Consider the following 23,883-nt stretch of genomic DNA (forward strand, 5'->3'; position numbering starts at 1 on the left):
GTTGACTGTAACGTTTAATTGCTAGGTTATACTATAGCTCTATATCAGTGGCTCCTACCGCCATCTTAGGAAGGTAAACTATGGGAATGCAATTTTTAAATACACAAGTTTCAGGAACACAAGTCACACAGGTGGGAAATGTCAGTCTTTATTTTATTGGTGATATTTATGGTCGCTTAGACAAGTTAACCGATTTATTAGCCGAAATTGATTTTGATATCGATGATCCACAATCGAGTATTCAATTTGTTAAGTTAGTTTTTTGTGGCAACTTAATTGCGTCACACCAGCCTGCTCAAACCGATGCAGCCGCTATTGAGCACATCGCCTTACTCAACTTTATAAAACGGCTGGTTGATGAAGGTTATGCTTATTGTTTGCTTGGCATAAATGAGTTTAACGCCATAGGTTGGAGTAAACACCACCCGATCACAGACGAGCCTTTAGTTAGCGCGAGCAAGCTAGCACTCAATTCAGATAGCCTAAGCCAACAAGGCCCCTTTTTCCTATCGTTATTTGATCCCGCTGACGAATCAATTTATCAATGGATAGATTGGTTTATGTCATTGCCACTGTTTTTGGATTTTGGTCATATTCGCGCAGTGCATGCTTGTTGGGATCAACAAACAATCACAGCGTTAGCGCCGTATATAGAGCCAAGTCATGCTTTATCACAGCAATATTGGCCCTGCGCGTTTGATAAAGATCACTCGCTCAATCATGCACTAAATATTATTTTGAATTACCCAACATTTGAGTTAACCGAGCAACACCCTCACTATCTGTTAACAGTTCCGGTAATAGTGGCTCATTATCCCTTAGACAGTTTCCCAGATATTCAAAATGAATACCTGGCTTGTGTTAATTACAACGCAGCGGTTGCCAACTACCCACTCGTGAGTTTTGCTTGGCATCAAGGTCGCAAAAAACAGCTTGAGGACGCCTGCGTATCTGATAATGCACAACTCAGCCTTGGCGAGTTTTGTTTTATTGACCAACCCACCCCAGAAGAACAGATTGCCAGTGGTGTTGAAGCATTGTTAGCGATGATGATAAAGCAACTGCCTAAGGTGGATATAAGCCCTGAAGCCTTATGCCAATTTCAACAGCAAGTGGATCTTTGCCTATGGCAAGACTGGGACCCTAGTGAGCAATTTCCTAATGCTCGCTATCGAAATCAGTACCAAACCTTTATCGAACCAATCGCCCAATTAGCATTAGCCATGGATAGCGAGCAGCTCTGTGCTTATCTGGCTATTTTGGCGCGATACCAGCTAGAAATTGAAAATGATAATTTGGAAAACCGTTGTTTAAAAGTCGCTTTCAAACTAACAAGATTAGCAGCCCATGCGCTTAAGCACTAGGACAGTTCAGTGGAGTGGAAGTAAAACTAGCAAGATAAGTTTAAGATGTTACTGAGACTTCAATAGCTGCACACTATGCCACTCAGTAAATAACAGACAATAAAAAACCAGTTACTAATCTAGGACTAATAACTGGTTTTTTTATGATTTGAGCCGACTATTTAACAACCGTTAAATGAGCACGTCCTTTAGTTTTTTCAGAATCACCAGTTGGCTTTTCTTCAGTTGATACAGCAGTGTCAACAGTAGCATCTACGGTCGATTCTACTGTAGAAAATGCTCTTGTAGCAGGTGATAAATCTTCAGATTCATCTTCTGCCATATAAGCATCTTCCATATCAAACACGGTACCAGCACCATTTTCACGGGCATAAATTGCCACGATAGCAGCCATCGGTAAAACGACTTGCTGCGGTACACCACCAAAACGAGCATTAAACTCGACAAATTCATTGGTCATTTGCAAATTTCCCACAGCACCGCCAGCTATGTTAAGTACGATTTGACCGTCTTTAACAAACTCTTGAGGTACTTGAGTCCCTTTCACAAATGCATCCACGACAACATGTGGGGTAAAGTGATTATCCATCAACCACTCATAGTAAGCCCGCAACAAATATGGACGATTAGGGGTAATTGCTTTCATTACATGCCCATGCGCATTTCGCGCTCAACCTCAGTTAACGATGCTTTAAATGATTCACGTTCAAAAATACGTGTCATGTAAGCATGGATATCTTTAGAAGTACGGGCATCAAGGTTAATACCTAGTTCAGGTAAACGCCATAATAGCGGCCCTAAGTAACAATCAGAAAGACCAAATTCTTCGCTCATAAAGTATGGCATTTCAGCAAATACTGGCGCTAAAGCAACCAAGCTATCAGTTAACTCTTTACGAGCAGCATCAGCTTTGTCGCCACGGCGAATACGGGCAACCAATTCATACCAGTCAGTATCAATACGGTGCATCATTAGACGACTTTGTCCGCGAGCAACTGGATATACTGGCATCAATGGTGGATGTGGAAAGCGTTCATCCAGGTATTCCATGATAATGCGAGACTCATACAATACTAATTCACGATCAACTAAAGTCGGAACTGAGTTGTAAGGATTTACGTCAAGTAACTCCTGAGGCTTCTCGCTAGGGTCTACCTGTAATACATCAACAGTTACCCCTTTCTCAGCCAGTACGATACGTACTTGGTGGCTATATAAATCATCGGCACCTGAAAACAGTGTCATGATAGAGCGTTTGTTGGCAGCTACAGCCATTGATATCCTCCAGAAACGGAAAAACAAAACAAACGAGGGGCTAAGCCCCTCGTTTAGAGTATGCGAATAATGTATTTTACCCGTTATTCGTGTCTAGTGCACATCTTTCCAGTATTCTTTCTTCAACAAATAGGCAATGATGAAGAAAAAGAATAGAAATCCGAGTACCCACCAGCCTAAAGCTTCACGTTCAAGCTTCACTGGATCGGCTGAATATACAAGGAAACCGGTGATATCTCGCACCGCTTGATCGTACTCTTCTGCGTTCATAGAGCCACCAGTCGCAACTAGCGTTCCATCTTCTTGTTTTACAGAAATACCTTGTAAATCTTCAAGAACATGGGGCATACCCACCAATGGGAAAACAGTATTGTTTACCCCAAATGGACGACTTTCATCTTTATAAAAGCCTTTAAGGTATGAATAAACCCAATCGGCACCACGCACGCGAGCCACTAAAGTTAAGTCTGGTGGCGCTGCACCAAACCACTTAGCTGCGTCAGCTTCAGGGATAGAGTTTTCCATTAGCTCACCCACTTTAGCATCGGTGAACATATACTTGTTACGCATGTCATCAACTGAAATACCTAAATCTTCAGCAACACGGCCATAGCGTTGGTACTGGGTACTATGACAACCTGAACAGTATTGTTGAAATAAGTCTAAACCACGCTCTAATGACTCATTGTCATGTAGGTTGATTTCCGGATCAGGACTCTTAACAAATTCATTGTTGCCACCAGCCGCTATTGCTAGCGTTGGTAACAATGTAACTAATGCGATTAATAGCTTTTTCATTAGTGCGTCACCCTCGTAGGAACTGGTTTTGTCTTTTCGTTTTTACTGTAAACCCACAGCGCCACGAAGAAGGCAAAATAAGTAAGTGTAAAGATACGCGCTGCAATAGTTAATGTAGGCGTAGCTGGAACCGCACCTAAATAACCTAGGATCAAGAATGAAACGGTAAACTGCGCAATGTTAATCTTATGAACAAGTCCACGATAACGAATCGACTTCACTTTACAGCGATCTAACCAAGGTAATACGAACAGTACCGCAATCGCGAGCCCCATACCGACAACACCTAAAAGCTTGTCAGGAATAGCACGCAAAATTGCATAGAATGGCGTGAAATACCATACTGGAGCGATATGCTCAGGGGTTTTCATTGGGTTAGCCGCTTCAAAGTTTGGCTTTTCAAGGAAGTAACCGCCACCTTCAGGCATAAAGAACAACACGTAACAGAAGACGATTAAGAAACCGGCGACGCCCATGATATCTTTTACTGTGTAATAAGGGTGGAAAGGGATAGCATCAACTGGCCAGCCATTTTCATCTTTATTCTTTTTAACTTCGACACCGTCAGGGTTGTTTGAGCCTACTTCGTGTAAAGCAATCAAGTGAAGGAAAACTAATACAACTAAAACTAGAGGCAGTGCAATAACATGTAATGCAAAGAAACGGTTTAGTGTCGCACCAGAAACAACATAGTCACCACGGATCCACAATGTGAGGTCATCACCAATAAATGGAATCGCACCAAATAATGAGATAATAACCTGTGCACCCCAGTAAGACATTTGTCCCCAAGGTAGCAAGTAACCCATGAAGGCTTCAGCCATTAGCACGAGGAAAATCAACATACCAAATAACCAAAGTAGCTCTCTAGGTTTTTGATAAGAACCGTAGATTAAGCCACGGAACATATGCAGATAAACCACCACGAAGAATGCCGAGGCACCCGTGGAGTGCATATAACGAAGTAACCAGCCGTACTCTACATCACGCATGATGTATTCAACTGAAGCAAAAGCGCCTTCAGCTGTTGGTACGTAGTTCATGGTTAACCAAATGCCCGTTAATAGCTGGTTAACTAAAACAAGTAATGCTAATGAACCAAAGAAATACCAAAAGTTAAAGTTCTTTGGTGTTGGATATTGACCAACATGGCGATTATAGGTCGCCGTCATAGGGATGCGAGCATCAATCCAATCAACGATATTCTTAACCATTATGCAGCTCCTGTGTCGACACCGATGAGTACAGTTCCATCATCGACATATTGATGCGGAGGTACAACTAGGTTCAATGGTGCTGGTACGCCCTGAAATACACGTCCAGCCATATCAAACTTAGAGCCATGACATGGACAGAAGAAACCAGCAGATACACCTTCTACTTGCTCACCAAAGCTATCTGGTAAATAAGTTGGTGAACAACCTAAATGTGTACAAATCCCGACAGCAATAAAGAACTCAGGCTTAATTGAACGTGCAGGATTAGCTGCATACGCGGGCTGTTGTAATTCTTCTGAAGCAGGATCGCGTAATTGACCATCTAATGAACTTAACTCATTTAAAATGGTTTCGGTACGACGAACAACCCATACAGGTTTACCACGCCATTCAACTCGAATTAATTGACCTGGTTCTACTTTACTAATGTTAACTTCTACCGGTGCACCTGCAGCTTTCGCTTTAGCGCTCGGATTCCATGACTTAATAAAAGGCACCGCTACAGCGACGGCACCAGCTCCACCAACTACGGCGGTTGCGGCTGTCAGGAATCTGCGGCGTCCGGTATCGACTGGCGCTTTGCTCATCCACTTATCTCCCAGAGGGTGTTGGAATTCTTATATTTTAATAACTTAGCAACATTAGAATCACTAACGGCTAAATCTATACTTTGAGGCGGGGCTCATTATAGCGAAAAATTAGAACCAGATCATAGTAATTCACACAACTAAGTTACGGGATTTGCGTGTTTTTTTTGCGATGAGCAAAAAATAAGCTACCGATTTGTTCAGTTGTTATGAAGATAAGAACAAACAAAATAGTTAAATTGCTGTAAATAAACAATATTTAATGAAACATACGCTATCTAAATTAGTCACAGCTGATTAATGGTATCAACTGGCAGAAATTCAATTTATTTCGCTGCACAATCTCAAAACGCAAAAAACCCGGTATAAACCGGGTTTTTAATTAACGCTAAATTTCAATTAATGAAATGTTGGCTTATTTACCATCGATAGATTTCATGTATTTGAAGAAATCACTGTCAGGTTCTAAAACCATAACATCACTATTGCCAGCGAAACTCGCCTTGTAAGCTTCAAGACTTCTTAAGAAACCATAAAACTCAGCATCTTTGTTATAAGCATCAGCATAAATCTTCGCAGATAATGCATCACCTTCACCACGAACCGTTAATGCTTTACGTTCTGCTTCAGCCACTTTAACTGTCACGTTAGCATCAATAGTTGCACGGATGATTTCAGATTGCTCTTTACCCTGTGCACGATGCTCTTTTGCTACAGCTTGACGTTCAGCACGCATACGCTGGAAGATACTGCTACTTACGTTGGCAGGTAAGTTGATTTGCTTAACGCGCACATCAACCACATCGATACCAAGATCTTGTGAGCTTTCAGATGCGTTTTCAAGTGCATTAATCTGCAACTCATCACGTTCACCTGAAACAATTTCTTTAATAGTACGACGACCAAACTCTGTGCGTAAGTCATTGTTGATTTTACGCTGTAACAGGCTTTCAGCTGTTGCAACATTACCGCCACCAGTGGACAGGTAAAACTTTTCAAAATCGCTAATACGCCACTTAACATAAGAGTCAACCATAAGGTCTTTTTTCTCTGAAGTAACAAAACGATCTGCAGCGCCATCTAAGGTCTGAATTCGCGCATCTAGATATTTTACTTTATCTATTGCTGGAATTTTAAAGTGTAAACCTGGTGCAAATACACGCGTGACAGGTTGACCTTCAACGTTATCTTTTAAGATCTCACCAAAGCGAGAAACGATAGCACGTTCACCTTCGTTAACGACCATAACAGATGAAAAACCAACACCTAAAATGATTACCAGAACAATCAGTCCTATTCTACCCATGAGTTAGTCCCTCCCTTGGCGTGAACGAGACTCACGAGTCTGACGTCCATCAACTGGCATAGAAGACGTAAGCGAATTATTTGAAGGCGTGTTCACATGCGTTTCAACAACTGGCTCTGCAGGCATAGTTTTAGCTTGATTACCCATCATTTTGTCTAATGGTAAATACATTAAATTACCATTGTTTTTAGTATCAATTAGTACCTTGTTAGTATCTGCCATGACCTCTTGCATCGCATTAAGGTATAAACGTTTACGGGTCACTTCTGGTGCCATTTGATACTCAGGCAAAAGTTTTTCGAAACGAGCAACCTTACCTTGAGCTTCTAAGACTTCACGTTGCTTATACGCGCTAGCCTGTTGCGCCATACGCTCAACCTGACCACGTGCTTTAGGCTCAATTTCACGCGCATAAGCTTCTGCTTCGCGAATGAAACGCTGTTCATCTTCTTGTGCAGAAATAGCATCATCAAATGCATCTTTCACTTCTTCAGGCGGACGCGCTGGTAAGAAGTTGACATCTTGAATTGATAAACCAAGCTTATACGGCTCAAGAATACGCTCAAGTTCAGCCCAAGTATCACGACGAATAGCATCACGACCAGTAGTCAAAATGTCATCCATAGTGTTATGCCCAATCACATAACGAAGCGCACTGTCTGTTGCTTCACTCAAACTCTCATTTGCATCAACTGCACTAAACAAGTAAGAATAAGCATCATCCACTCGATACTGAACATCAAGTTCCACTTTCACTAAGTTTTCATCAGCCGTTAACATGCTGCCTGATGCAGGAATAGAGCGCACTGCTTTAATGTTTACCGGAAACACTTCATCAATAAAAGTTGCTTTCCAATGTAAACCAGGACCAACTTCACCAGAATGCTGACCAAAACGTAAGGTTACGCCTCGCTCTGCCTCTTTAATGGTATAAAAGCCTGAACCACCCCAAATAATTAAACCAATCACCAAAACTACAATAAGGCTCATTGGGTTAAAAGAAGGGCTAGAAGATCCACCTGAACCACCTTTACCACCGCCGAAGCGCTTTGAAAGGTTACGAAATACTTCGTCTAGATCTGGTGGGCCTTTGTCGTTACTGTTTTTGTTTCCCCAAGGGTCTTTTCCCTTGTTACCGGGCTCATTCCAAGCCATTTAGCACTCCATAAGTGGATGAAATAAATGATATTAGCAAATAACGTCTACGTCTGATTCTTCAGAAGAATCCTCAAATATAAACGTCTCTAATTCGCCTTGACTCTGTTTTGTTAATCGGCGCCAATTGGCATCCGATAAACGAACAGACAAAATACAGTTCCCCAGATCGTCGTACTCTTTCTGCTGTATCGCGTCCAGTCGATAAAACTGGCCAAGATAATGTCCAGCCGTAGCTGGAATTTTCAATGCCTGCTCTATAATGACTTCACCGATTAACTCGTTGATAGCCTGCAAGAGCAATTCAAATCCAATTTGTTTTTGTGCAGATACCCAGACTCGCTCTGGCTTACCTTCATCGTCGTAATCGATGCGAGGCACAAAATCTTCCAATAAGTCGATTTTATTACAAACGACCAATTGTGGAATAGTATCTGCTTCAATTTCTTCAAGCACATTTTGAACTTGATCAAAATTCTCCGTCATATTCTCATCAGCACAATCAACAATATGCAATAACAGATCAGCTTGACGTGTTTCTTGCAAGGTTGCTTTAAATGCTGCGACTAAGTCGTGAGGTAAATGACGAATAAACCCAACTGTATCAGCTAAAATAACTGCTCCGTCAGGTAAATTCAATTTACGCAGAGTAGGATCAAGTGTGGCGAACAATTGATCTGCGGCATAAACTTCTGAGGCGGTTAACGCATTAAACAAGGTCGATTTTCCCGCATTGGTGTAACCCACCAATGACACAGTGGATAAGTCACTGCGCTTTCGTGAACGTCGACTTTGTTCACGTTGTTTGTCTACTTTATCAAGTCGGCGATTAATACTTTTAATCCGTCCACGAAGTAAACGTCTATCGGTTTCGAGCTGGGTTTCACCCGGGCCACGCATACCAATACCACCTTTTTGTCTCTCCAAGTGAGTCCAACCACGAATAAGGCGCGTCGACATGTGGCGCAATTGCGCTAGCTCCACTTGCAACTTACCTTCGTGTGTTCTCGCTCTTTGAGCAAAAATATCTAAAATCAGCGTTGTTCTGTCTAACACTCGGCATTGACAGATCTGTTCTAAATTTCTTTCCTGAGCTGGACTCAGTGCATGATTAAAAATCACCACTTTAGCTTCTGTAGCTGCAACCATAGCTGCAAGCTCTTCTACTTTCCCTGACCCAACAAAAAACTTTCGATCTGGTGAACGCCGACTTCCAGTAATAACACCAACAGAGCGTACTCCTGCTGATTCGACTAATAATTGTAACTCTGTAATGTCTTCTCTACGCTCGTCGTCAGAAAAGTCAATGTGAACAAGTACTGCGGTTTCACCCGCTTCATAGCGATCAAACAAGTAGTAAACTCCTTAAATATTATTCTGATGCAGGTGCTTCATCATTTGGGGTATAGCTCTGAGTACCTTGTGCAGCCACATTAAATGGGCGTGCTGGTACAACAGTTGAAATAGCGTGCTTGTAAACCATTTGGCTTACTGTATTTTTTAACAAGATAACGAATTGGTCGAATGACTCAACTTGACCTTGTAGTTTAATACCATTCACTAAATAGATAGAGACTGGTACACGTTCACGACGCAAAGCGTTTAAAAATGGGTCTTGTAAAGATTGCCCCTTAGCCATTTCAATTTCCTTTTTTTATTTTCAAAATAAATTTTTTGAATTTTTGAAGAATGTTTTATTGTTTAGTTTTAGTATTATACAGCAACAGCTAATTAGCTAGCTAGAATGTTGCATAAGTGTAACTAAATTTCCTTCGGCGCCACTTTCAAGCCAATGTAACTCGGGCCAACTTCTTAACCATGTTAATTGACGTTTGGCTAATTGCCTAGTGGCAGCGGTGCCTTTTTCTATTAAAGTCTCGTAGTCAAATTCACCATCGAGGTACTGCCAACACTGTCGGTAGCCGACACAACGCATAGATGGCATATCTAAATGTAAGTCTTTGCGATCTTTTAATCGTTGAACTTCGTCGATAAAACCATTTTGCATCATTAGTTTAAATCTTTTTGCGATCAATTCATGTAATACTTTTCTCTCATGTGGCGCTATCGCAAATTGCATCACATCATAGGGTAACGGCGCTGACTTTGTTGCCGTTAGCTCAGTCATCGATTTACCCGTAATTCTGTATACTTCTAGAGCGCGAGATAGCCGCTGGGGATCATTAGGATGAATTCTTGCCCCTGCTGTGGCATCAACTTGGCAAAGTTGTTGATGTAATGCATCCCAACCTTGCTCTTCTGCCTCTTGCATAATTTGCGCTCTGATCTGCTCATCTGCAGCAGGTAACGGTGACAAGCCTTCAAGCAATGCCTTAAAGTACATCATAGTCCCCCCTACCAATAAAGGGGTCTTACCACGACTAATTATATCTTCTATTTCAATTAATGCATCGCGACGAAAATCTGCCGCAGAGTAACTTTCACTGGGGTCGAGAATGTCAATTAAACGATGAGGCGCTAAGGCTAGCTCATCGGCATCAGGTTTGGCTGAGCCAATATCCATTTGACGATAGATTAATGCCGAATCAACAGAGATAATTTCACAATTATGCTGCTGGGCCATTTCAATTGCTAAAGCCGTTTTTCCTGAAGCGGTTGGCCCCATTAAAAACAATACTTTGGGCTGTTTGAGTTGGTTCACATTAATTCTCTTCTAACCAGGATTGCCATGGCAATGATTTCGCCTTTGATAACTGCATTTGCTGCTGCTCTGCGGTTAATTGGCTATATTGAAGCCACACTTCAGCTGCGGCTGAAAAATGATTTGCTTGCTGTTTTGCCATCCACAACGCCAACGCTTCATCCGATGGCTGCTCTAATTTAATCCAATCTAATAATTCTGGGATCAACACAGCTAATTGGGTATCTCTGAGATATGGGGGCACATTCTTAATTATCAACTGTTGGTAGCGGATTGAAAGGGTTAATCCTAACCTACGTAATAACTGCTCTCGCTCTTCAAGGATAATTTTCCAGTCAACATCGGCTTCAATTGAAACCGGCATTAATAATGGCTGACCCACAAGCCCTGTTGTTATTTTAGTCTGTATCTCTAATTTTGTAACAAAAATAGAAACTTGCGCGATATCAACTAATAAAATCTGCTGACCTGTAACCATCACCCAGAAGCGACCATCAACAATAGACGGCATAGTGATATGCGCAGACAGATTTGTCTCATTAATTTGCGTTAATGAAGAATTTCCAGCTTGGGTTTGCAGTAATTGTCCATAATTAGCGATAGCCGTTGGGGTTATTTCTACCGTGTCAGCTGTTCTACCACCGCTATAGGGATTATTGCCACTGCTTGTAGCTCCTGTGCTTCCGGTAGCTGCATTATGCTGTGGTTGATGGCTTTGGTGTTGATAGCCCTGCGCTGGCACCGACATGCTGCCAAAGCGGCTGCTCGATAACTCTCTAGGTTGATGTAATTGAGTGGCAGATCCCCGACTTTGCGGCATGTCTTGACTTACTTGCTGCCAATTGCTTATTTCTGCCTCTGATGAATGACCAATTTCCTCGCCAATACCAGTTTGCGCGCCTGTAGGTTTGTTAGCTATACCGAGATCTAATTCAGGTATTTGCGCTAAAACAGACTGCAATGCCTGTAAAATAAAGTCATGCACTAATCGGCTTTGATGAAAACGCACTTCATGCTTTGCTGGATGTACATTGACATCAACCTGATGCGGATCCAGCTCAAGCATCAACACATAACCCGGTTGATGCTGAACTTGAAACTGACCAAATGCCTGCTTTACCGCATGGTTAACTAATCGGTCTCGCACTAAACGGCCATTGACATAAAAATAGCAGCTATCAGTCGGTTGTAAGTCATTTGGTGACTGCAAATAACCCGATAATATCAAGCCATCATGCTGGCATTCTAGGTGCAGAGCATGCTCGGCAAAAGCCCGACCACAAATTTGCCCAAGACGCTGTTTGTATTGAATTTCAGTATTGGCCGCTCGATATTGACGCGCCAACTTACCATTATGGGTTAAGGTAAAATGCACATCGGTTCTGGCGATGGCAATGCGTTTTAACCATTCATCAATATGGGTGAATTCGGTTTTATCACTTTTCAAAAAGCGTCGTCTGGCAGGGGTATTAAAGAATAAATCCACCACTTCAATGGTAGTGCCCTTAGGGTGCGCAGCGGGCGTCACTTTAACGTCCATTTGCGAGCCTGCAGCGTAGGCTTGCCACGCTTCAGTTTGCTCAGCAGGTTTTGATGTTAGGCTTAAACGGGAGACAGAGCTAATACTGGCTAAGGCCTCGCCTCTAAAACCAAAACTTAAAATGGCTTCTAAGTCATCAAGGGAGTGTACTTTTGAGGTCGCGTGACGAGATAAGGCTAAGGCTAACTCTTCCTTTGAAATGCCTTTACCATTGTCCCTAATTTTAATGAGCTTACTGCCACCTTTGTCGATTTCGATATCCACCCGGGTTGCGCCAGCATCAAGGCTATTTTCAACCAACTCTTTAACTACAGATGCAGGACGCTCAACCACTTCGCCGGCAGCAATTTGGTTAGCAAGCTGTGGTGGTAAAATTTGAATAGCCATAATTTACGCTCTTGGAATAACCAGCTTTTGGCCTATCCGTAGGACATCTGATTTAAGGTTGTTGGTTTTTCGAATACTGGCTATGCTGACTTTATATCGCTGGGCAATAACCGATAAAGATTCGCCACTTCTTACTGTATGCTTAGTGTTACTCTGTTTCGCCAATAAGGTGCCTGAAGGTGGGTTAGCGGCAAAATATTTCAGCACACCTTTATGGATCGCATTAGCTAACTTTTGTTGATGGTTACCATTTAACAATAACCCTTCTTCTCTAGGGTTAGAGATAAAACCAGTTTCCACCAAAATAGAGGGAATATCAGTCGACTTTAAAACAGCAAAGCTCGCATGCTCTGGTTTACTCTTATGTAGTTTAGTCACTTTACCTAAACCTGATAATACATCACTGGCAATATGATGACTTTCAGCCAGAGAATGGTCCATCGACATATCGATTAGGGTCATCACAAGATACTGTTCACTATCGGAGTTTTGAATTATGTCTCCAACGCCACCTAATAGCTCGGAATGCTTTTCTTTATCCTCAAATACGCGACCAATCTCGGTATTGGCACGGCGCTTTGATAATACCCATACCGATGCCCCATTAGGTTGTGGTGACGTAAATGCATCTGCATGAATAGAAATCAGTAAATCAGCTCGACTATTTCTAGCCAGTTCCGAGCGTTGATTTAAATTGACAAAATAATCGCCAGTGCGGGTCATCACCGCTTTCATTCCTGGTGTTTTATTAATTTCTCGTGCAAGACGTTTGGAGATCTCAAGTACAATCTTTTTCTCATAGGTGCCTTTGGGGCCGATTGAACCAGGATCTTCGCCGCCATGGCCTGCATCGATAGCGACAATCACATCGGTAGAGCGCTTGCTAGTGTGCACCACCGACTGTACCGCTGCACTTTTACTGGCAGAGTTATCTAAATCGACCACTAAACGATTACCGTAAGGGGCTGTCGGTGTCAGGGCAAACAAATTCGGCTTTGCTGGTGAGTTTAAATCAAGCACCACACGTAAAGTGCCTTTTTTGGGAGGGGAACTAATACGCACTTTTTTGATCAACTTGCTCTCTTTAGCAATATCAGCAAGCTTCACATTGGTTGAAGCTTGTTTTAAGTCGATAACCAAACGCTGGGGGTTTGTTAGCACAAAATAGCTATAATCAGGTGCCGAAGACAAATCAAATACCACTCGGGTTGATTGCGGGGCATCCCAAATTCGCACACTTTCAAGTTTATTAGCTGCAACCTGTAAGGAGCAGAATAATAAACATATGAAGATTATAAATCGTGTCATTTTTTCTAGGGTCATTATTATTTTAGTTAATTGACTTATGCTTACTAGCGTTTGTTTTTAAAGCTTATTATGAACTAATTAGTTATAAAGCTTAGCGACAAGCTGATTACCAGCTCCTGTCATGCCAGTGAGCTCCACCTGTCGTTGCTCTCCGTCATAGCTTAAATGAATGGCAACATCGGCTTCAGGTAATAAGCCATGCCCTCTATCTGGCCACTCGATAATACTAATAGTGTTATCAGTAAAGTAATCGCGGATCCCCATAAATTCAAGCTCTTCAGGATCAAGCAAACGATATAAGTCAAAATGATAAATTTGCATTCCCTTGAGCTCATAGGGCTCAACTAGGGTATAGGTTGGACTCTTTACATTGCCATCATGACCTAAACTTTGGATCAAACCACGGCTTAAGGTGGTTTTACCTGCACCGAGATCACCAGTTAAATAAATCACTAATGGGGCTGAAACCCACAAAGATAATTCAACACCAAGATCAATCGTTGCTTGCTCATCTTTAAGATATTTTTTAATCGAAGTCATGTTAACTTACCAGCACTTGGGAGATTAATCATATAAAACTGCAATATAGCTGAGAATACTAACCTCTTAGCCTATTGCGCTATTTGATGGCCTAAAAAAATAAAGCCAGCTTGATAGCTGGCTCTATATATAAATATTAACATAAAATTGACGCTGGAAAACCGGATTTTAGATATCTTCCATCCGTAATGCGCTATGTACCATACGTTTCTGCTGGGTTTTCTCCACACGAACTAAATCTAATAAAGCATCTTTGATTTCAGTGACCTCAGTGCTGTTAGCGGTTTTTTCTAAAAAACCAATCAAACGGTTTTCTAAATCAAGATGCATCTCGAGTACATCATCTTCACTCATATTGGCTGCTAGAGTCGAGTCTTGGCAGCGTTTTTCAAAGTCTTCGAAGGTGATGTCTTTATACCAAGTTTCAAGCATACGCTTTGGTGCTTCATCAATATAATTTTCAATACTGTCATGCACATGCTGTTGGTGTTGCTGTAGATATTCCAACATCATTTTTACTCTTGTAGAGTCTGCATTGCGGTGTAGTCGGCCATAAAGCTGACCCATGTCTAAGCGTGACTTGGCAATGAACTCAAGCACTTCACTTAATTGTTGGATACGCATAATAAACACTCCATCTGTCACCGCCCTTTGGCGGTCAGTAAAAATAAGATTGTAAAAGCTTGTATTTATTATGGTTGAAAAAAAGTTGAGAATATTTGAGCGAGTTCATATTTTGCATATAAAAAACAAGTAATTTAGCAACAATGAAACAACACCCAGCTACAGCACCCTAAACAATGCATAAATATTGTGCAAGCGGGGGGGGTAAACCGAGACATTTTGAACGCAGGGAGAAACTGCAGCGACCTGTCTGTTCATAAAAAGTGGTTCGAACTGATGACCTATACCTTGGCAATAAAAAAGGTATCACTATTTCTAAAAGCACAACTGAGCTAAGAGTGGGTTTATTTTTTTATTTGAAAGGAATGATTTTCTTAAGATGAGAAATTGGAGCGACCTGTCTGTTCATCAAAAGTGGTTCGAACTAATGACCTATACCTTGGCAATAAAAAAGGTATCACTATTTCTAAAAGCACAACTGAGCTAAGAGTGGGTTTATTTTTTTATTTGAAAGGAATGATTTTCTTAAGATGAGAAATTGGAGCGACATATCAGGTTCGAACTGATGACCTATACCTTGGCAAGGTATCGCTCTACCAACTGAGCTAATGTCGCATATCAATTTTATTTTGAAGCTTTTGAAATTGGAGCGACATATCAGGTTCGAACTGATGACCTATACCTTGGCAAGGTATCGCTCTACCAACTGAGCTAATGTCGCATCTATTTGCTTTTTTAATTCACTTAGCAAGGTATCGTCTTTCAACCTGCCAACTGAGCTAATGTCGCATATCAAATCAATTTTAAAATTTGGAGCGACATATCAGGTTCGAACTGATGACCTATACCTTGGCAAGGTATCGCTCTACCAACTGAGCTAATGTCGCATCACTTAATGCTTTATCAAAACATTTGGCAAGGTATCGTTTGAACCAGAGCCAACTGAGCTAATTTCGCACATAAATTTTAATTTGAAAATTGGAGCGACATATCAGGTTCGAACTGATGACCTATACCTTGGCAAGGTATCGCTCTACCAACTGAGCTAATGTCGCATTTTGGTGTTTCAACTTTCAAACTTCAACCTCTTGCAGTAATGACTCTTACTGTAAAAAGTTGAGGCCGCATTATATGTAATATTCACTACACTGCAACCCTTATTTCAAAAAAAAAGTCTGATCGGTTAAATTTTAAATACTTCGCGGCGATAAAACTGCAATTCTTCGATAGATTCTTTGATATCTTCTAAAGCTTGGTGGGTATTCTTCTTAGTCAGCCCATCCATCACTTCCGGTTTCCAGCGCTTGGTAAGCTCTTTAATCGTACTGACATCAATATTGCGATAATGGAAGAACTCTTCCAGCTCCAACATGTACTTGTTCAAAAAGCGGCGATCTTGGCCAATGGTATTGCCACACATAGGTGACGCACCTTTTGGCACATACTGCTCTAAAAAGGCAATCGTCTGTCTAATGGCATCTTCTTCAGTGTATGAACTCGCCTTTACGCGATCAATTAAACCTGATTGTCCATGGTGAGTTTGATTCCATTCATCCATACCGGCTAACACTTCATCTGATTGATGAATCGCAACCACAGGGCCTTGGGCTAATACGTTTAACTCTTGATCTGTCACAATAGTGGCAATTTCAATTACACGATCGACGCTAGGTTCTAGACCCGTCATTTCTAAATCAACCCAAATTAGATTGCTTGAGTTTACAGCCATAATATCTGCCTTATTCTGTCAAAAGCCCATAATTCAGGCTTTTTTATTAAAGAGGGTGTATCATACTGTTTTTTTAAGCGACACAAAAACACCAAATTAATGAAGATTAGCCTGTGAGTAAAAAGAAACCACTTAGCCAAGGTCAAAAGCGCAGAATGCGCGACAATCAGAGTAAGCGCCTAAAACGCAAAGACACACAAGATTCTGCTAACGAGTTACAGGATAGTCTACTAGGGCCTGAACAGCAGGGTATTGTTATTTCACGTTTCGGTCAGCATGCTGATATTGAAACCGAAGATGGCACTGTCGCCCGTTGTAATATTCGCCGTAATATCACTAGCCTTGTAACCGGTGATAAAGTGCTAGTGCGCCTTGCCAATGAAACCGATCGTGGTATTGGGGGCATTGTTGAAGCGGTTCATCCACGGATTTCGTCGCTAACTCGTCCAGATTTATATGATGGCGTAAAAATCATTGCTGCCAATATTGATCAAATTTTGATTGTATCGTCGATTTTACCCAGCTTTACCACCCAAATTATTGACCGCTACTTGGTTGCCGCTGAAGACACCGATATTCCACCAGTCATCATTCTTAATAAAATGGATTTATTAACCGATGACAATCGTGAAGAAGTCGAAGTGGCATTAGAGCGTTACCGCCAGATTGGTTACCCCGTCTATATGGTCAGTAGCCATACTGGTGAAGGTGTTGATCAAATAAAAGCCTTACTTGCTGATAAAATTAGCGTATTTGCAGGGCAATCAGGTGTAGGTAAATCATCGCTGATTAATGCACTGATGCCTGATGCAGAGCTAGCAATTGGCGATGTATCCAATAACTCAGGCCTAGGTCAGCACACTACAACGACGGCAAAGTTACTTCACTTTCAAAGTGGCGGCGACTTAATTGACTCTCCAGGTGTACGAGAGTTTGCGCTATGGCACTTACCTGCCCCGCGCGTAGGCTGGTGCTTTATTGAATTTAGAGATTACATCGGTACCTGTAAGTTTAGAGACTGCAAACATGGTGATGATCCAGGTTGCGCCTTGCAAGCGGCGCTAGCTGATGGGAAAATAACCCAAGATAGATTTAGTAATTACCAGCGCATTATTGCCAGCCTAGATGAACAGCGACATGCTCGCCACTTCCGCGCCGCTGACGAGTAACGTCGCTGACGTACAAATATTAACTGTTATATTATAACAACCTCAACAACTCAAAAGGGTATTCAATTGGACTCTGTTAAAATTGCTTTGCAATACATCTTACCTAAACACTTACTTTCACGTCTTGTGGGTAAACTTGCTGCCGCTGAAGCTGGCGCAATCACCACTGCAGGTATTCGATGGTTCATCAAGCAGTATAAAATTGATATGTCTGAAGCGGCTCAAAGTGAGCCTGAAGCCTATAAAACATTTAATGCCTTTTTTACCCGCGCATTAAAACCGGGTCTTCGCCCAATTGTTGAAGATGCGAAAACAGTCGCTCACCCTGTTGATGGCGCAGTAAGTCAATGTGGTCCAGTACAAGCTGGCAAAATTGTCCAAGCAAAAGGCCATGACTACACCACCTTAGCCCTGTTAGGCGGTCAGATTAAGGATGCTGAACGTTTTAATGATGGCGAGTTTGCAACGATTTATTTAGCACCCAAAGATTATCACCGAATTCACATGCCAATCACTGGCACCTTGTCGAAAATGACTTATATTCCTGGTGATTTGTTTTCGGTTAACCCGTTAACTGCGCAAAATGTACCAGGGCTATTTGCCCGTAACGAACGTGTTGTCGCTATTTTTGAAACTGAAGTAGGCCCACTTGCCATGGTATTAGTTGGCGCAACGATTGTGGCAAGTATTGAAACTGTTTGGGCAGGCACAGTGACCCCGCCTTGTGGTAAGCAAGTCTTCACATGGGATTACCCAACTGAAGGTCCTGAAGCACTGACGTTAGAAAAAGGCGCCGAAATGGGCCGCTTTAAGTTAGGCTCTACCGTAGTAATGTTATTTGCTCAAGACGCTATTGAAAGCTTTGCCGAAGGCGTTGAGCCAACGCAAACCACACGCATGGGTCAAGCCTTCGCTCATTTAAAGTAATCGTTATTGCCCACAACATGGTTAGTTGAACGAGTATGATGCCAACAGGCGCTTTCAAAGGATCGAATCCAAACTCAGGGTTAATTCAATTGCATATCGCAGTACTGCTATTTGGCGGTACTGCACTATTTTCTAAAATTATCCCCCTCAATGCGCTAGACATCACAGTACTGCGTTGTGTTATCGCCTTTTTTGCACTTGGCTGTATCGTCAAATTAAGCAAGAAAAAGCTACAATTACAGCAATTCAAACATTACTTAGTCGCCCTAGGCCTCGGTATTCTTGTTAGCTTGCATTGGGTGACCTATTTCGCCTCAATGCAACTGTCATCAGTTGCCATTGGCATGATTGCTTTTTTCACCTACCCCGTCATGACTGTGCTTATAGAGCCGCTAGTCAATAACACACGGCTTAAATTAGTGGATGTTATTTCAGGTTTAGTGGTATTAATCGGAGTGATGTTACTTATTCCCGAGGCCAACCTCGAAAATGATGTCACCTTAGGCATTGCTACAGGTATTTTATCTGCTGCGTTATTCACTGGCCGCAATTTGCTCCATAAACGCTACTTCAGTGGTTATAGCGGCCCTCAGGCGATGTTTTATCAAACATTCGTAGCTGTAGTCGTGTTAAGCCCGTGGTTAGAAGTGGAATTAGATACTATCAAGGCTGAAATGTGGACAACAATTGTCATTTTAGGGGTATTTTTTACCGCTGCCCCCCACGCCTTATTTGCCTCAGCGCTGCGTCAATTAAGCGCTAAAACTGTCGGACTCGTCTCATGTCTGCAGCCCTTTTATGGCACGGTATTAGCCTTGCTATTGTTAAATGAGCAAGTCAATGTCACTACCACTGTGGGAGGGTTGATTATCTTAGCCACCGCAATTTTCGAAACTCAGCAAAATCATAAAAAAAATAAAGCGTAAACTCAGGTTTTTGTTACCATTGTATTAGTCCCTCTTAAGTAATCATCCAACTATGATACGTATTGCGGTTTTATTGTTCTGTATTATTTCTTTTACTGCCTCTGCAACCTCTCCGCTGCAGTTAGACAAGCGCTTGGGCTTTGCTAAAAATACCAATACAATCGCGGTTGTGGACATTCCAACTCAAATAGACAATGTCCAGCAAAGTATCACAAGGCTGCGTAATGAAGCCCAAAGCTATGATGATCTTGAGTCGACAAGTGCTGGCACAATCAACAGCATTACTGCAAAAATCAATCAGCCCGCAGCGCCAATCATCATCAATGACGATGTTGATATTAGCCAACAAGCCTCAATGGCTTACTACCATTTATCAGAGCAAAAACAATCCGAAAATGATTTAAGCTTGCAGTTAGTTGAGCTTAATAAAAGACAAACAGCCTTACCCACCTTAATACGCCAAGCCAAAGAAGCCTTAAATCAGCATAAGCGTGCCCGACAAGCGCCTTTGGATACCCCTTTAGGCAAGCTGCAAAGCTTACAATCTGAGTTACTTGAGCAACATATCGCAACCTTATCTTCTGAGCTCTCCAGTGGTCCTAAACAAAAACAAATCGTGCAACTGCAATTACAGCTTTTGCGCTTAGAGCATGCCCAGCAAGAGCGATTAATTGAGCAGTTAAACCAAAAAAACAATCAATATCGCCAACAAAAAGCCGCCAATACCATTGCCAACAACCTGATTGATGAGCAACAACTTGCCGATGAAGCCTCGCAAGAGATAAGCGCACAAAATCAGCAGTATGCTGACGAATTAATCCGTATAAATAATGCCATTTCAGACACCATCGAGTTGCAAGAAAAAGCAGAGAAACAATACCAATCCCATGCGCTACAGCTGGCTAATGTTGAGGAGCAAATCACCTGGGTAGAAACTAACTCTGCATTTGGCGACCGTTTTTTACAGATGCTGCAGTCCTTACCTAAGCCGACAAACCAAGATAAATTACTGGCATCCGTTGCTGACTCACGCCTAAAGCGTTATCAGGCTGAGCAACAAAAAGCGTTAAATAAGCAACAATTGAGCAATCAGAAGTATCTTAATAATACCCAAGTAAAATTACTTACCTCTCAGCAAAGCCTAATCGAACAAGTAGTACAAAGCTATGATGTATACCTCAATGAGCAAGCTAAACTGCGCAATAGTTATGAGCAGCTAACACAGATTTATCTTGATCTTAAAAACACCCTCAATGAACATTTATTTTGGGTTCCCAATGCGGCGGCAATATCCGGTTTGTGGCTTATTGACTTAAAGAATGCCACCGTATGGATGATGCAAACCCAACAAGGGCAACTGCTTAAACAAGCGTGGGCAGAGCAAAATATATATTGGGCTTGGTGGGTGATCACCTTGATATTGTGCTTAATGGCCCAGGATTTATTGACGCCTAAATTTAATAGAACCATTGAACATTATGGTCAATATGTGGGTAACGTAACCCAAGATAAATTCAAATACACCGCTAAAACCTTGGCGCTAAGTTTATGTTATTCGCTAGTAAAACCATTACCGGTACTACTTGCTGGATGGATTTTATTTGCCTCAGAACTGAACTTGGTGCATGCAATTGGGGTTGGCGTGTTATCTGTGGGTGGCAGCTACTTGGTGTACCGAGTCTTTGCATTACTTGCCTGTGATAATGGCATTTTAGTCTGTCACTTTAGAAGACCTGAAACCTTAATTAGGCGCCTTCAAGAAAAAACCCTGCGCTTTATTGTCTTAAGCTGGCCATTAATTGGCATTATCGGTTTTACTGAAGCCCTTGATAGCTCGCTTATTCGTAACAGTATTGGTCGTTTGGCATTTTTCTTATTCACCATCTCGCTATTGATGCTATATAAAGATTTATATGCCTTTATTAATGATTTTCGTGCCAACGCCAATGATGGCAAGAACATGAAATTACTCCATAAAGTCATTTGGGCATTTTTAATCACAGTGCCTTGCGCCAGCATTGTTTTCGCCCTAATAGGTTACTATTTTAGTGCCTTTCAAGTATTACTGCAGCTGCAATTAGCCTTATTGCTAGGCTTAGGCTTTTTATTGTTGTACCAACTACTAAAGCGTTGGATGCTAATCGAGCGCCGTTTAATTGCCTTTGATCGCGCTAAAACCAAACGAGCAGAAAGACTGGCGCAACGTGAGCGTGGCGAACTAAATAATACCCCCGATGTCTCTGAAAACTATGAAGAGCCCAAAGTCGACCTGGAAACTATCTCGAGTCAGTCGCTGGGGTTAGTACGTTCGCTACTGATTTTAGCCTTTTTTGCTAGTTTACTTGGGCTTATTTCTCAAACCCATACTGCACTGTTTTCTTTCCTTGATGGCATTACCTTATGGAGCACCCATTCGGTAGTTAACGGTATAGAGCAGCAAATTCCGATCACCTTAAAGTCAATTCTGTTTGCCTTTATCACCGTTGGCTTTTCCGCCATGATTGCTAAAAATCTGCCGGGTTTACTAGAGCTGACCATTTTACAACGATTAGAGCTATCGCCAGGTACAGGGTTTGCTATCACCACCGTAAGTAGTTACGTGGTGGTATTTCTTGGCATGTTAATCGGGTTTTCCACCGTCGGGGTTGAATGGTCGAAATTACAATGGCTTGTTGCAGCGCTATCGGTGGGCCTTGGTTTTGGCTTACAAGAAATTTTTGCTAACTTTATTTCTGGTTTGATTATCTTATTTGAAAAACCGATTCGAATAGGCGATACGGTGACCATTCGCGACTTAACCGGCACCGTCAGCAAAATTGAAATTCGAGCCACAACCATTGTCGATTGGGACAGAAAAGAGATTATTGTCCCCAATAAAGCCTTTATTACAGAACAACTGGTCAACTGGTCGTTATCTGATCCTATTACCCGAGTTATCGTTTATGTGTCAGTGCAGCGTGATGCAGATCCATCAAAAGTTGAAGCCTTACTCCATCAAGCAGTAAGAGAATGTGACTTATCATTGACCTTCCCTGAGCCTGAAGTCTGGTTTGCAGGTTTTGGCCAGCACACCCAAGATTATGAAGTCAGATCCTATGCTAAAGACATGAACGATCGTTGGCCCTTAAGGCATAACCTTCACAAACGTATTTGTAAAAAACTAAAAGAAAACCAAGTTGAATTGGCGTACCCACAAATGGAAATCCATATCAATAATGGTCAGAGTCGTGAATTTAATAAAATTATCAAAGGTTAAATAAATGCTGATTTTTGCTCACCGCGGTGCGAGTGGTTATGAAGTAGAAAACACCCTTGCGGCAATGGAAAAAGCACTGGCGTTAAAGGTTAGTGCCATTGAACTTGATGTTTATAATGTGGAAGGGCAACTGATTGTATTTCATGATCGCCGCCTAGAAACCAAAACCTCAGGACAAGGGTTAGTGCATCTAAGTAGCTTAGACACTATCAATAATGTGACTATTAAGCAGCATAAACTACCGACGCTATGGCAAGTCATGGGCCTGATTAAAGGTCGCTGTATTGTCAATATTGAGCTTAAAGGCTATCACACCGCCGCGCCTCTTATTGCTTGCTATAACGACATGATTGAGCAGCTTGGCTTTAGCCCAGATCAGCTACTGATCTCATCATTTAATCAGCCTTACTTACTCGAGGTTAAACAACATCTCCCCCATGCTAGAGTGGCACCCATTTTAGCGGGCGTGCCGCTAAACTATGCTGAATCAGTATCAGCCCTTGATGCCTATTCTATCCATGTTGATATACATTTTGTCACCCATAAAATGGTCAATGATGCCCATCAACGCGGCGCTAAAATTTATGTCTACACCGTCGATAATGCCGAAGACATTCAAGCTTTGAACGCCATTGGCGTAGATGGGATATTCAGTAACTATCCCGATAAAGCCGCCGCTGTAATCCAGCAATTAAATCAACAAGACACTGATTCTCAAGCAACTGACCACCATTTATGCTTTGGCTAAATACCCCCTAAAGCAACAGGCAAGTGACACCGTTAAACTTGCCTGTTTCGTTGCGCCCAAGCGCCAACAGCAAAAAATGCCACCAGTAGCAGTAACAGCATCCATTGTGAAGGCATTGATTTAAGTTGCCTCGCTAACCACGGGCTAACGCTGACAATCCCTAAGCCGTAACCAAAAGCATTCACCAGTACAAATACCCAAGTTCGGACAAAAAAGCCCTGACCCGATAACGCCTTGCGTAATAGCCGATTAATATCGGTGGCAAACACCACAATACAACAGGCCACTAACGCAGTGGCAATTTCACTCATCCACGGATGAAGCATTGCGCCAAGCTGGGCAATAAATGCTATTATTTGATCCAT

22 protein-coding genes and 4 tRNA genes are annotated in these 23,883 nt (G+C 42.0%); 6 read left to right on the plus strand and 20 right to left on the minus strand.

Annotated features, from left to right (window positions below):
- Positions 1-80 precede the first annotated feature (80 nt).
- Positions 81-1,364, plus strand: coding sequence for a hypothetical protein (locus BCU57_RS15935; RefSeq protein ID WP_102439926.1), 1,284 nt, complete (start codon positions 81-83; stop codon positions 1,362-1,364).
- Positions 1,365-1,521: 157 nt separating this feature from the next.
- On the opposite strand, the gene BCU57_RS15940 is transcribed toward BCU57_RS15935, so the two are convergent.
- The 19 genes from BCU57_RS15940 to orn form a co-directional block, all read right to left on the minus strand.
- On the minus strand, positions 1,522-2,010 hold the full coding sequence (locus tag BCU57_RS15940; RefSeq protein WP_102439927.1) for a ClpXP protease specificity-enhancing factor: 489 nt from the start codon (positions 2,008-2,010) through the stop codon (positions 1,522-1,524).
- The gene (sspA, locus tag BCU57_RS15945) at positions 2,010-2,639 is read right to left on the minus strand and encodes a stringent starvation protein SspA (RefSeq protein WP_076539012.1); all 630 of its coding nucleotides are present in this window, start codon (positions 2,637-2,639) and stop codon (positions 2,010-2,012) included. Before sspA ends, BCU57_RS15940 begins: the two co-directional genes overlap by 1 nt.
- 93 nt (positions 2,640-2,732) lie before the next feature.
- Complete coding sequence (locus BCU57_RS15950; protein WP_102439928.1) at positions 2,733-3,437, minus strand: cytochrome c1; 705 nt, start codon at positions 3,435-3,437, stop codon at positions 2,733-2,735.
- Positions 3,437-4,651: a cytochrome b gene (locus BCU57_RS15955; protein WP_102439929.1), complete on the minus strand. Its 1,215-nt coding sequence runs from the start codon at positions 4,649-4,651 to the stop codon at positions 3,437-3,439. The genes BCU57_RS15950 and BCU57_RS15955 overlap by 1 nt, the downstream gene beginning before the upstream one ends.
- Complete coding sequence (gene petA / locus BCU57_RS15960) at positions 4,651-5,241, minus strand: ubiquinol-cytochrome c reductase iron-sulfur subunit (RefSeq protein ID WP_076539021.1); 591 nt, start codon at positions 5,239-5,241, stop codon at positions 4,651-4,653. The genes BCU57_RS15955 and petA overlap by 1 nt, the downstream gene beginning before the upstream one ends.
- Positions 5,242-5,656: 415 nt before the next feature.
- Positions 5,657-6,547 (minus strand): protease modulator HflC, encoded by an 891-nt coding sequence (hflC, locus tag BCU57_RS15965; protein ID WP_102439930.1) that lies wholly within the window; start codon positions 6,545-6,547, stop codon positions 5,657-5,659.
- 3 nt (positions 6,548-6,550) lie between these two features.
- Positions 6,551-7,702, minus strand: coding sequence for an FtsH protease activity modulator HflK (gene hflK / locus BCU57_RS15970; protein ID WP_102439931.1), 1,152 nt, complete (start codon positions 7,700-7,702; stop codon positions 6,551-6,553).
- A 33-nt stretch (positions 7,703-7,735) separates the two neighbouring features.
- Positions 7,736-9,055 (minus strand): ribosome rescue GTPase HflX, encoded by a 1,320-nt coding sequence (hflX, locus tag BCU57_RS15975; RefSeq protein ID WP_102439932.1) that lies wholly within the window; start codon positions 9,053-9,055, stop codon positions 7,736-7,738.
- A 19-nt stretch (positions 9,056-9,074) separates the two neighbouring features.
- Positions 9,075-9,341, minus strand: coding sequence for an RNA chaperone Hfq (gene hfq, locus BCU57_RS15980; protein ID WP_102439933.1), 267 nt, complete (start codon positions 9,339-9,341; stop codon positions 9,075-9,077).
- A gap of 96 nt (positions 9,342-9,437) precedes the next feature.
- Positions 9,438-10,364 (minus strand): tRNA (adenosine(37)-N6)-dimethylallyltransferase MiaA, encoded by a 927-nt coding sequence (gene miaA, locus BCU57_RS15985; RefSeq protein ID WP_102439934.1) that lies wholly within the window; start codon positions 10,362-10,364, stop codon positions 9,438-9,440.
- A 1-nt stretch (position 10,365) separates the two neighbouring features.
- Positions 10,366-12,291: a DNA mismatch repair endonuclease MutL gene (gene mutL, locus BCU57_RS15990; RefSeq protein ID WP_102439935.1), complete on the minus strand. Its 1,926-nt coding sequence runs from the start codon at positions 12,289-12,291 to the stop codon at positions 10,366-10,368.
- A gap of 3 nt (positions 12,292-12,294) precedes the next feature.
- Complete coding sequence (locus BCU57_RS15995) at positions 12,295-13,599, minus strand: N-acetylmuramoyl-L-alanine amidase (RefSeq protein ID WP_102439963.1); 1,305 nt, start codon at positions 13,597-13,599, stop codon at positions 12,295-12,297.
- 78 nt (positions 13,600-13,677) lie between these two features.
- Positions 13,678-14,139 carry a tRNA (adenosine(37)-N6)-threonylcarbamoyltransferase complex ATPase subunit type 1 TsaE gene (gene tsaE, locus BCU57_RS16000; protein WP_102439936.1) on the minus strand — a complete coding sequence of 154 codons (462 nt, stop codon included), beginning with the start codon at positions 14,137-14,139 and terminating at the stop codon, positions 13,678-13,680.
- 168 nt (positions 14,140-14,307) lie between these two features.
- Positions 14,308-14,763: a hypothetical protein gene (locus tag BCU57_RS16005; protein WP_102439937.1), complete on the minus strand. Its 456-nt coding sequence runs from the start codon at positions 14,761-14,763 to the stop codon at positions 14,308-14,310.
- A gap of 539 nt (positions 14,764-15,302) precedes the next feature.
- Positions 15,303-15,378: transfer RNA gene (locus BCU57_RS16010), tRNA-Gly, on the minus strand.
- A gap of 30 nt (positions 15,379-15,408) precedes the next feature.
- A tRNA-Gly gene (locus tag BCU57_RS16015) sits at positions 15,409-15,484 on the minus strand.
- Between the two features lie 90 nt (positions 15,485-15,574).
- Positions 15,575-15,650: transfer RNA gene (locus tag BCU57_RS16020), tRNA-Gly, on the minus strand.
- Positions 15,651-15,742: 92 nt separating this feature from the next.
- Positions 15,743-15,818 (minus strand) — tRNA-Gly (locus BCU57_RS16025).
- A 128-nt stretch (positions 15,819-15,946) separates the two neighbouring features.
- The gene (orn, locus tag BCU57_RS16030) at positions 15,947-16,492 is read right to left on the minus strand and encodes an oligoribonuclease (RefSeq protein ID WP_102439938.1); all 546 of its coding nucleotides are present in this window, start codon (positions 16,490-16,492) and stop codon (positions 15,947-15,949) included.
- Between the two features lie 113 nt (positions 16,493-16,605).
- On the opposite strand from orn, the gene rsgA reads away from it, so the two are divergent.
- The 5 genes from rsgA (at position 16,606) to BCU57_RS16055 (ending at position 23,518) form a co-directional block, all read left to right on the plus strand.
- Positions 16,606-17,661, plus strand: coding sequence for a small ribosomal subunit biogenesis GTPase RsgA (rsgA, locus tag BCU57_RS16035; RefSeq protein WP_102439939.1), 1,056 nt, complete (start codon positions 16,606-16,608; stop codon positions 17,659-17,661).
- Between the two features lie 66 nt (positions 17,662-17,727).
- Positions 17,728-18,588, plus strand: coding sequence for an archaetidylserine decarboxylase (gene asd / locus BCU57_RS16040; RefSeq protein ID WP_102439940.1), 861 nt, complete (start codon positions 17,728-17,730; stop codon positions 18,586-18,588).
- 35 nt (positions 18,589-18,623) lie between these two features.
- A complete protein-coding gene (locus BCU57_RS16045) occupies positions 18,624-19,514 on the plus strand; it encodes a DMT family transporter (RefSeq protein WP_241903573.1) in 891 nt (296 codons plus the stop codon).
- 52 nt (positions 19,515-19,566) lie between these two features.
- The gene (locus tag BCU57_RS16050; RefSeq protein WP_102439941.1) at positions 19,567-22,770 is read left to right on the plus strand and encodes a mechanosensitive ion channel domain-containing protein; all 3,204 of its coding nucleotides are present in this window, start codon (positions 19,567-19,569) and stop codon (positions 22,768-22,770) included.
- 4 nt (positions 22,771-22,774) lie between these two features.
- Complete coding sequence (locus BCU57_RS16055; RefSeq protein ID WP_102439942.1) at positions 22,775-23,518, plus strand: glycerophosphodiester phosphodiesterase; 744 nt, start codon at positions 22,775-22,777, stop codon at positions 23,516-23,518.
- 32 nt (positions 23,519-23,550) lie between these two features.
- Here BCU57_RS16055 and BCU57_RS16060 read toward each other — a convergent pair whose 3' ends face one another.
- Entirely contained in the window at positions 23,551-23,883 is a 333-nt protein-coding gene (locus BCU57_RS16060) for a DUF3392 domain-containing protein (protein ID WP_102439943.1), read from the minus strand.

Origin of the sequence: Shewanella sp. 10N.286.48.B5 (assembly GCF_002874355.2) — a bacterium.
In the GTDB taxonomy this organism is placed as follows: Bacteria; Pseudomonadota; Gammaproteobacteria; order Enterobacterales; family Shewanellaceae; genus Shewanella.

Excerpts from the sequence above, each read along its gene's own strand:
- BCU57_RS15935 (WP_102439926.1), top strand. The coding sequence starts at position 81 with ATGGGAATGCAATTTTTAAATACACAAGTTTCAGGAACACAAGTCACA.
- BCU57_RS15940 (WP_102439927.1), bottom strand. The coding sequence starts at position 2,010 with ATGAAAGCAATTACCCCTAATCGTCCATATTTGTTGCGGGCTTACTAT.
- sspA (WP_076539012.1), bottom strand. The coding sequence starts at position 2,639 with ATGGCTGTAGCTGCCAACAAACGCTCTATCATGACACTGTTTTCAGGT.
- BCU57_RS15950 (WP_102439928.1), bottom strand. The coding sequence starts at position 3,437 with ATGAAAAAGCTATTAATCGCATTAGTTACATTGTTACCAACGCTAGCA.
- BCU57_RS15955 (WP_102439929.1), bottom strand. The coding sequence starts at position 4,651 with ATGGTTAAGAATATCGTTGATTGGATTGATGCTCGCATCCCTATGACG.
- petA (WP_076539021.1), bottom strand. The coding sequence starts at position 5,241 with ATGAGCAAAGCGCCAGTCGATACCGGACGCCGCAGATTCCTGACAGCC.
- hflC (WP_102439930.1), bottom strand. The coding sequence starts at position 6,547 with ATGGGTAGAATAGGACTGATTGTTCTGGTAATCATTTTAGGTGTTGGT.
- hflK (WP_102439931.1), bottom strand. The coding sequence starts at position 7,702 with ATGGCTTGGAATGAGCCCGGTAACAAGGGAAAAGACCCTTGGGGAAAC.
- hfq (WP_102439933.1), bottom strand. The coding sequence starts at position 9,341 with ATGGCTAAGGGGCAATCTTTACAAGACCCATTTTTAAACGCTTTGCGT.
- mutL (WP_102439935.1), bottom strand. The coding sequence starts at position 12,291 with ATGGCTATTCAAATTTTACCACCACAGCTTGCTAACCAAATTGCTGCC.
- BCU57_RS15995 (WP_102439963.1), bottom strand. The coding sequence starts at position 13,599 with ATGACACGATTTATAATCTTCATATGTTTATTATTCTGCTCCTTACAG.
- tsaE (WP_102439936.1), bottom strand. The coding sequence starts at position 14,139 with ATGACTTCGATTAAAAAATATCTTAAAGATGAGCAAGCAACGATTGAT.
- BCU57_RS16005 (WP_102439937.1), bottom strand. The coding sequence starts at position 14,763 with ATGCGTATCCAACAATTAAGTGAAGTGCTTGAGTTCATTGCCAAGTCA.
- orn (WP_102439938.1), bottom strand. The coding sequence starts at position 16,492 with ATGGCTGTAAACTCAAGCAATCTAATTTGGGTTGATTTAGAAATGACG.
- BCU57_RS16045 (WP_241903573.1), top strand. The coding sequence starts at position 18,624 with ATGATGCCAACAGGCGCTTTCAAAGGATCGAATCCAAACTCAGGGTTA.
- BCU57_RS16050 (WP_102439941.1), top strand. The coding sequence starts at position 19,567 with ATGATACGTATTGCGGTTTTATTGTTCTGTATTATTTCTTTTACTGCC.
- BCU57_RS16055 (WP_102439942.1), top strand. The coding sequence starts at position 22,775 with ATGCTGATTTTTGCTCACCGCGGTGCGAGTGGTTATGAAGTAGAAAAC.
- BCU57_RS16060 (WP_102439943.1), bottom strand. The coding sequence starts at position 23,883 with ATGGATCAAATAATAGCATTTATTGCCCAGCTTGGCGCAATGCTTCAT.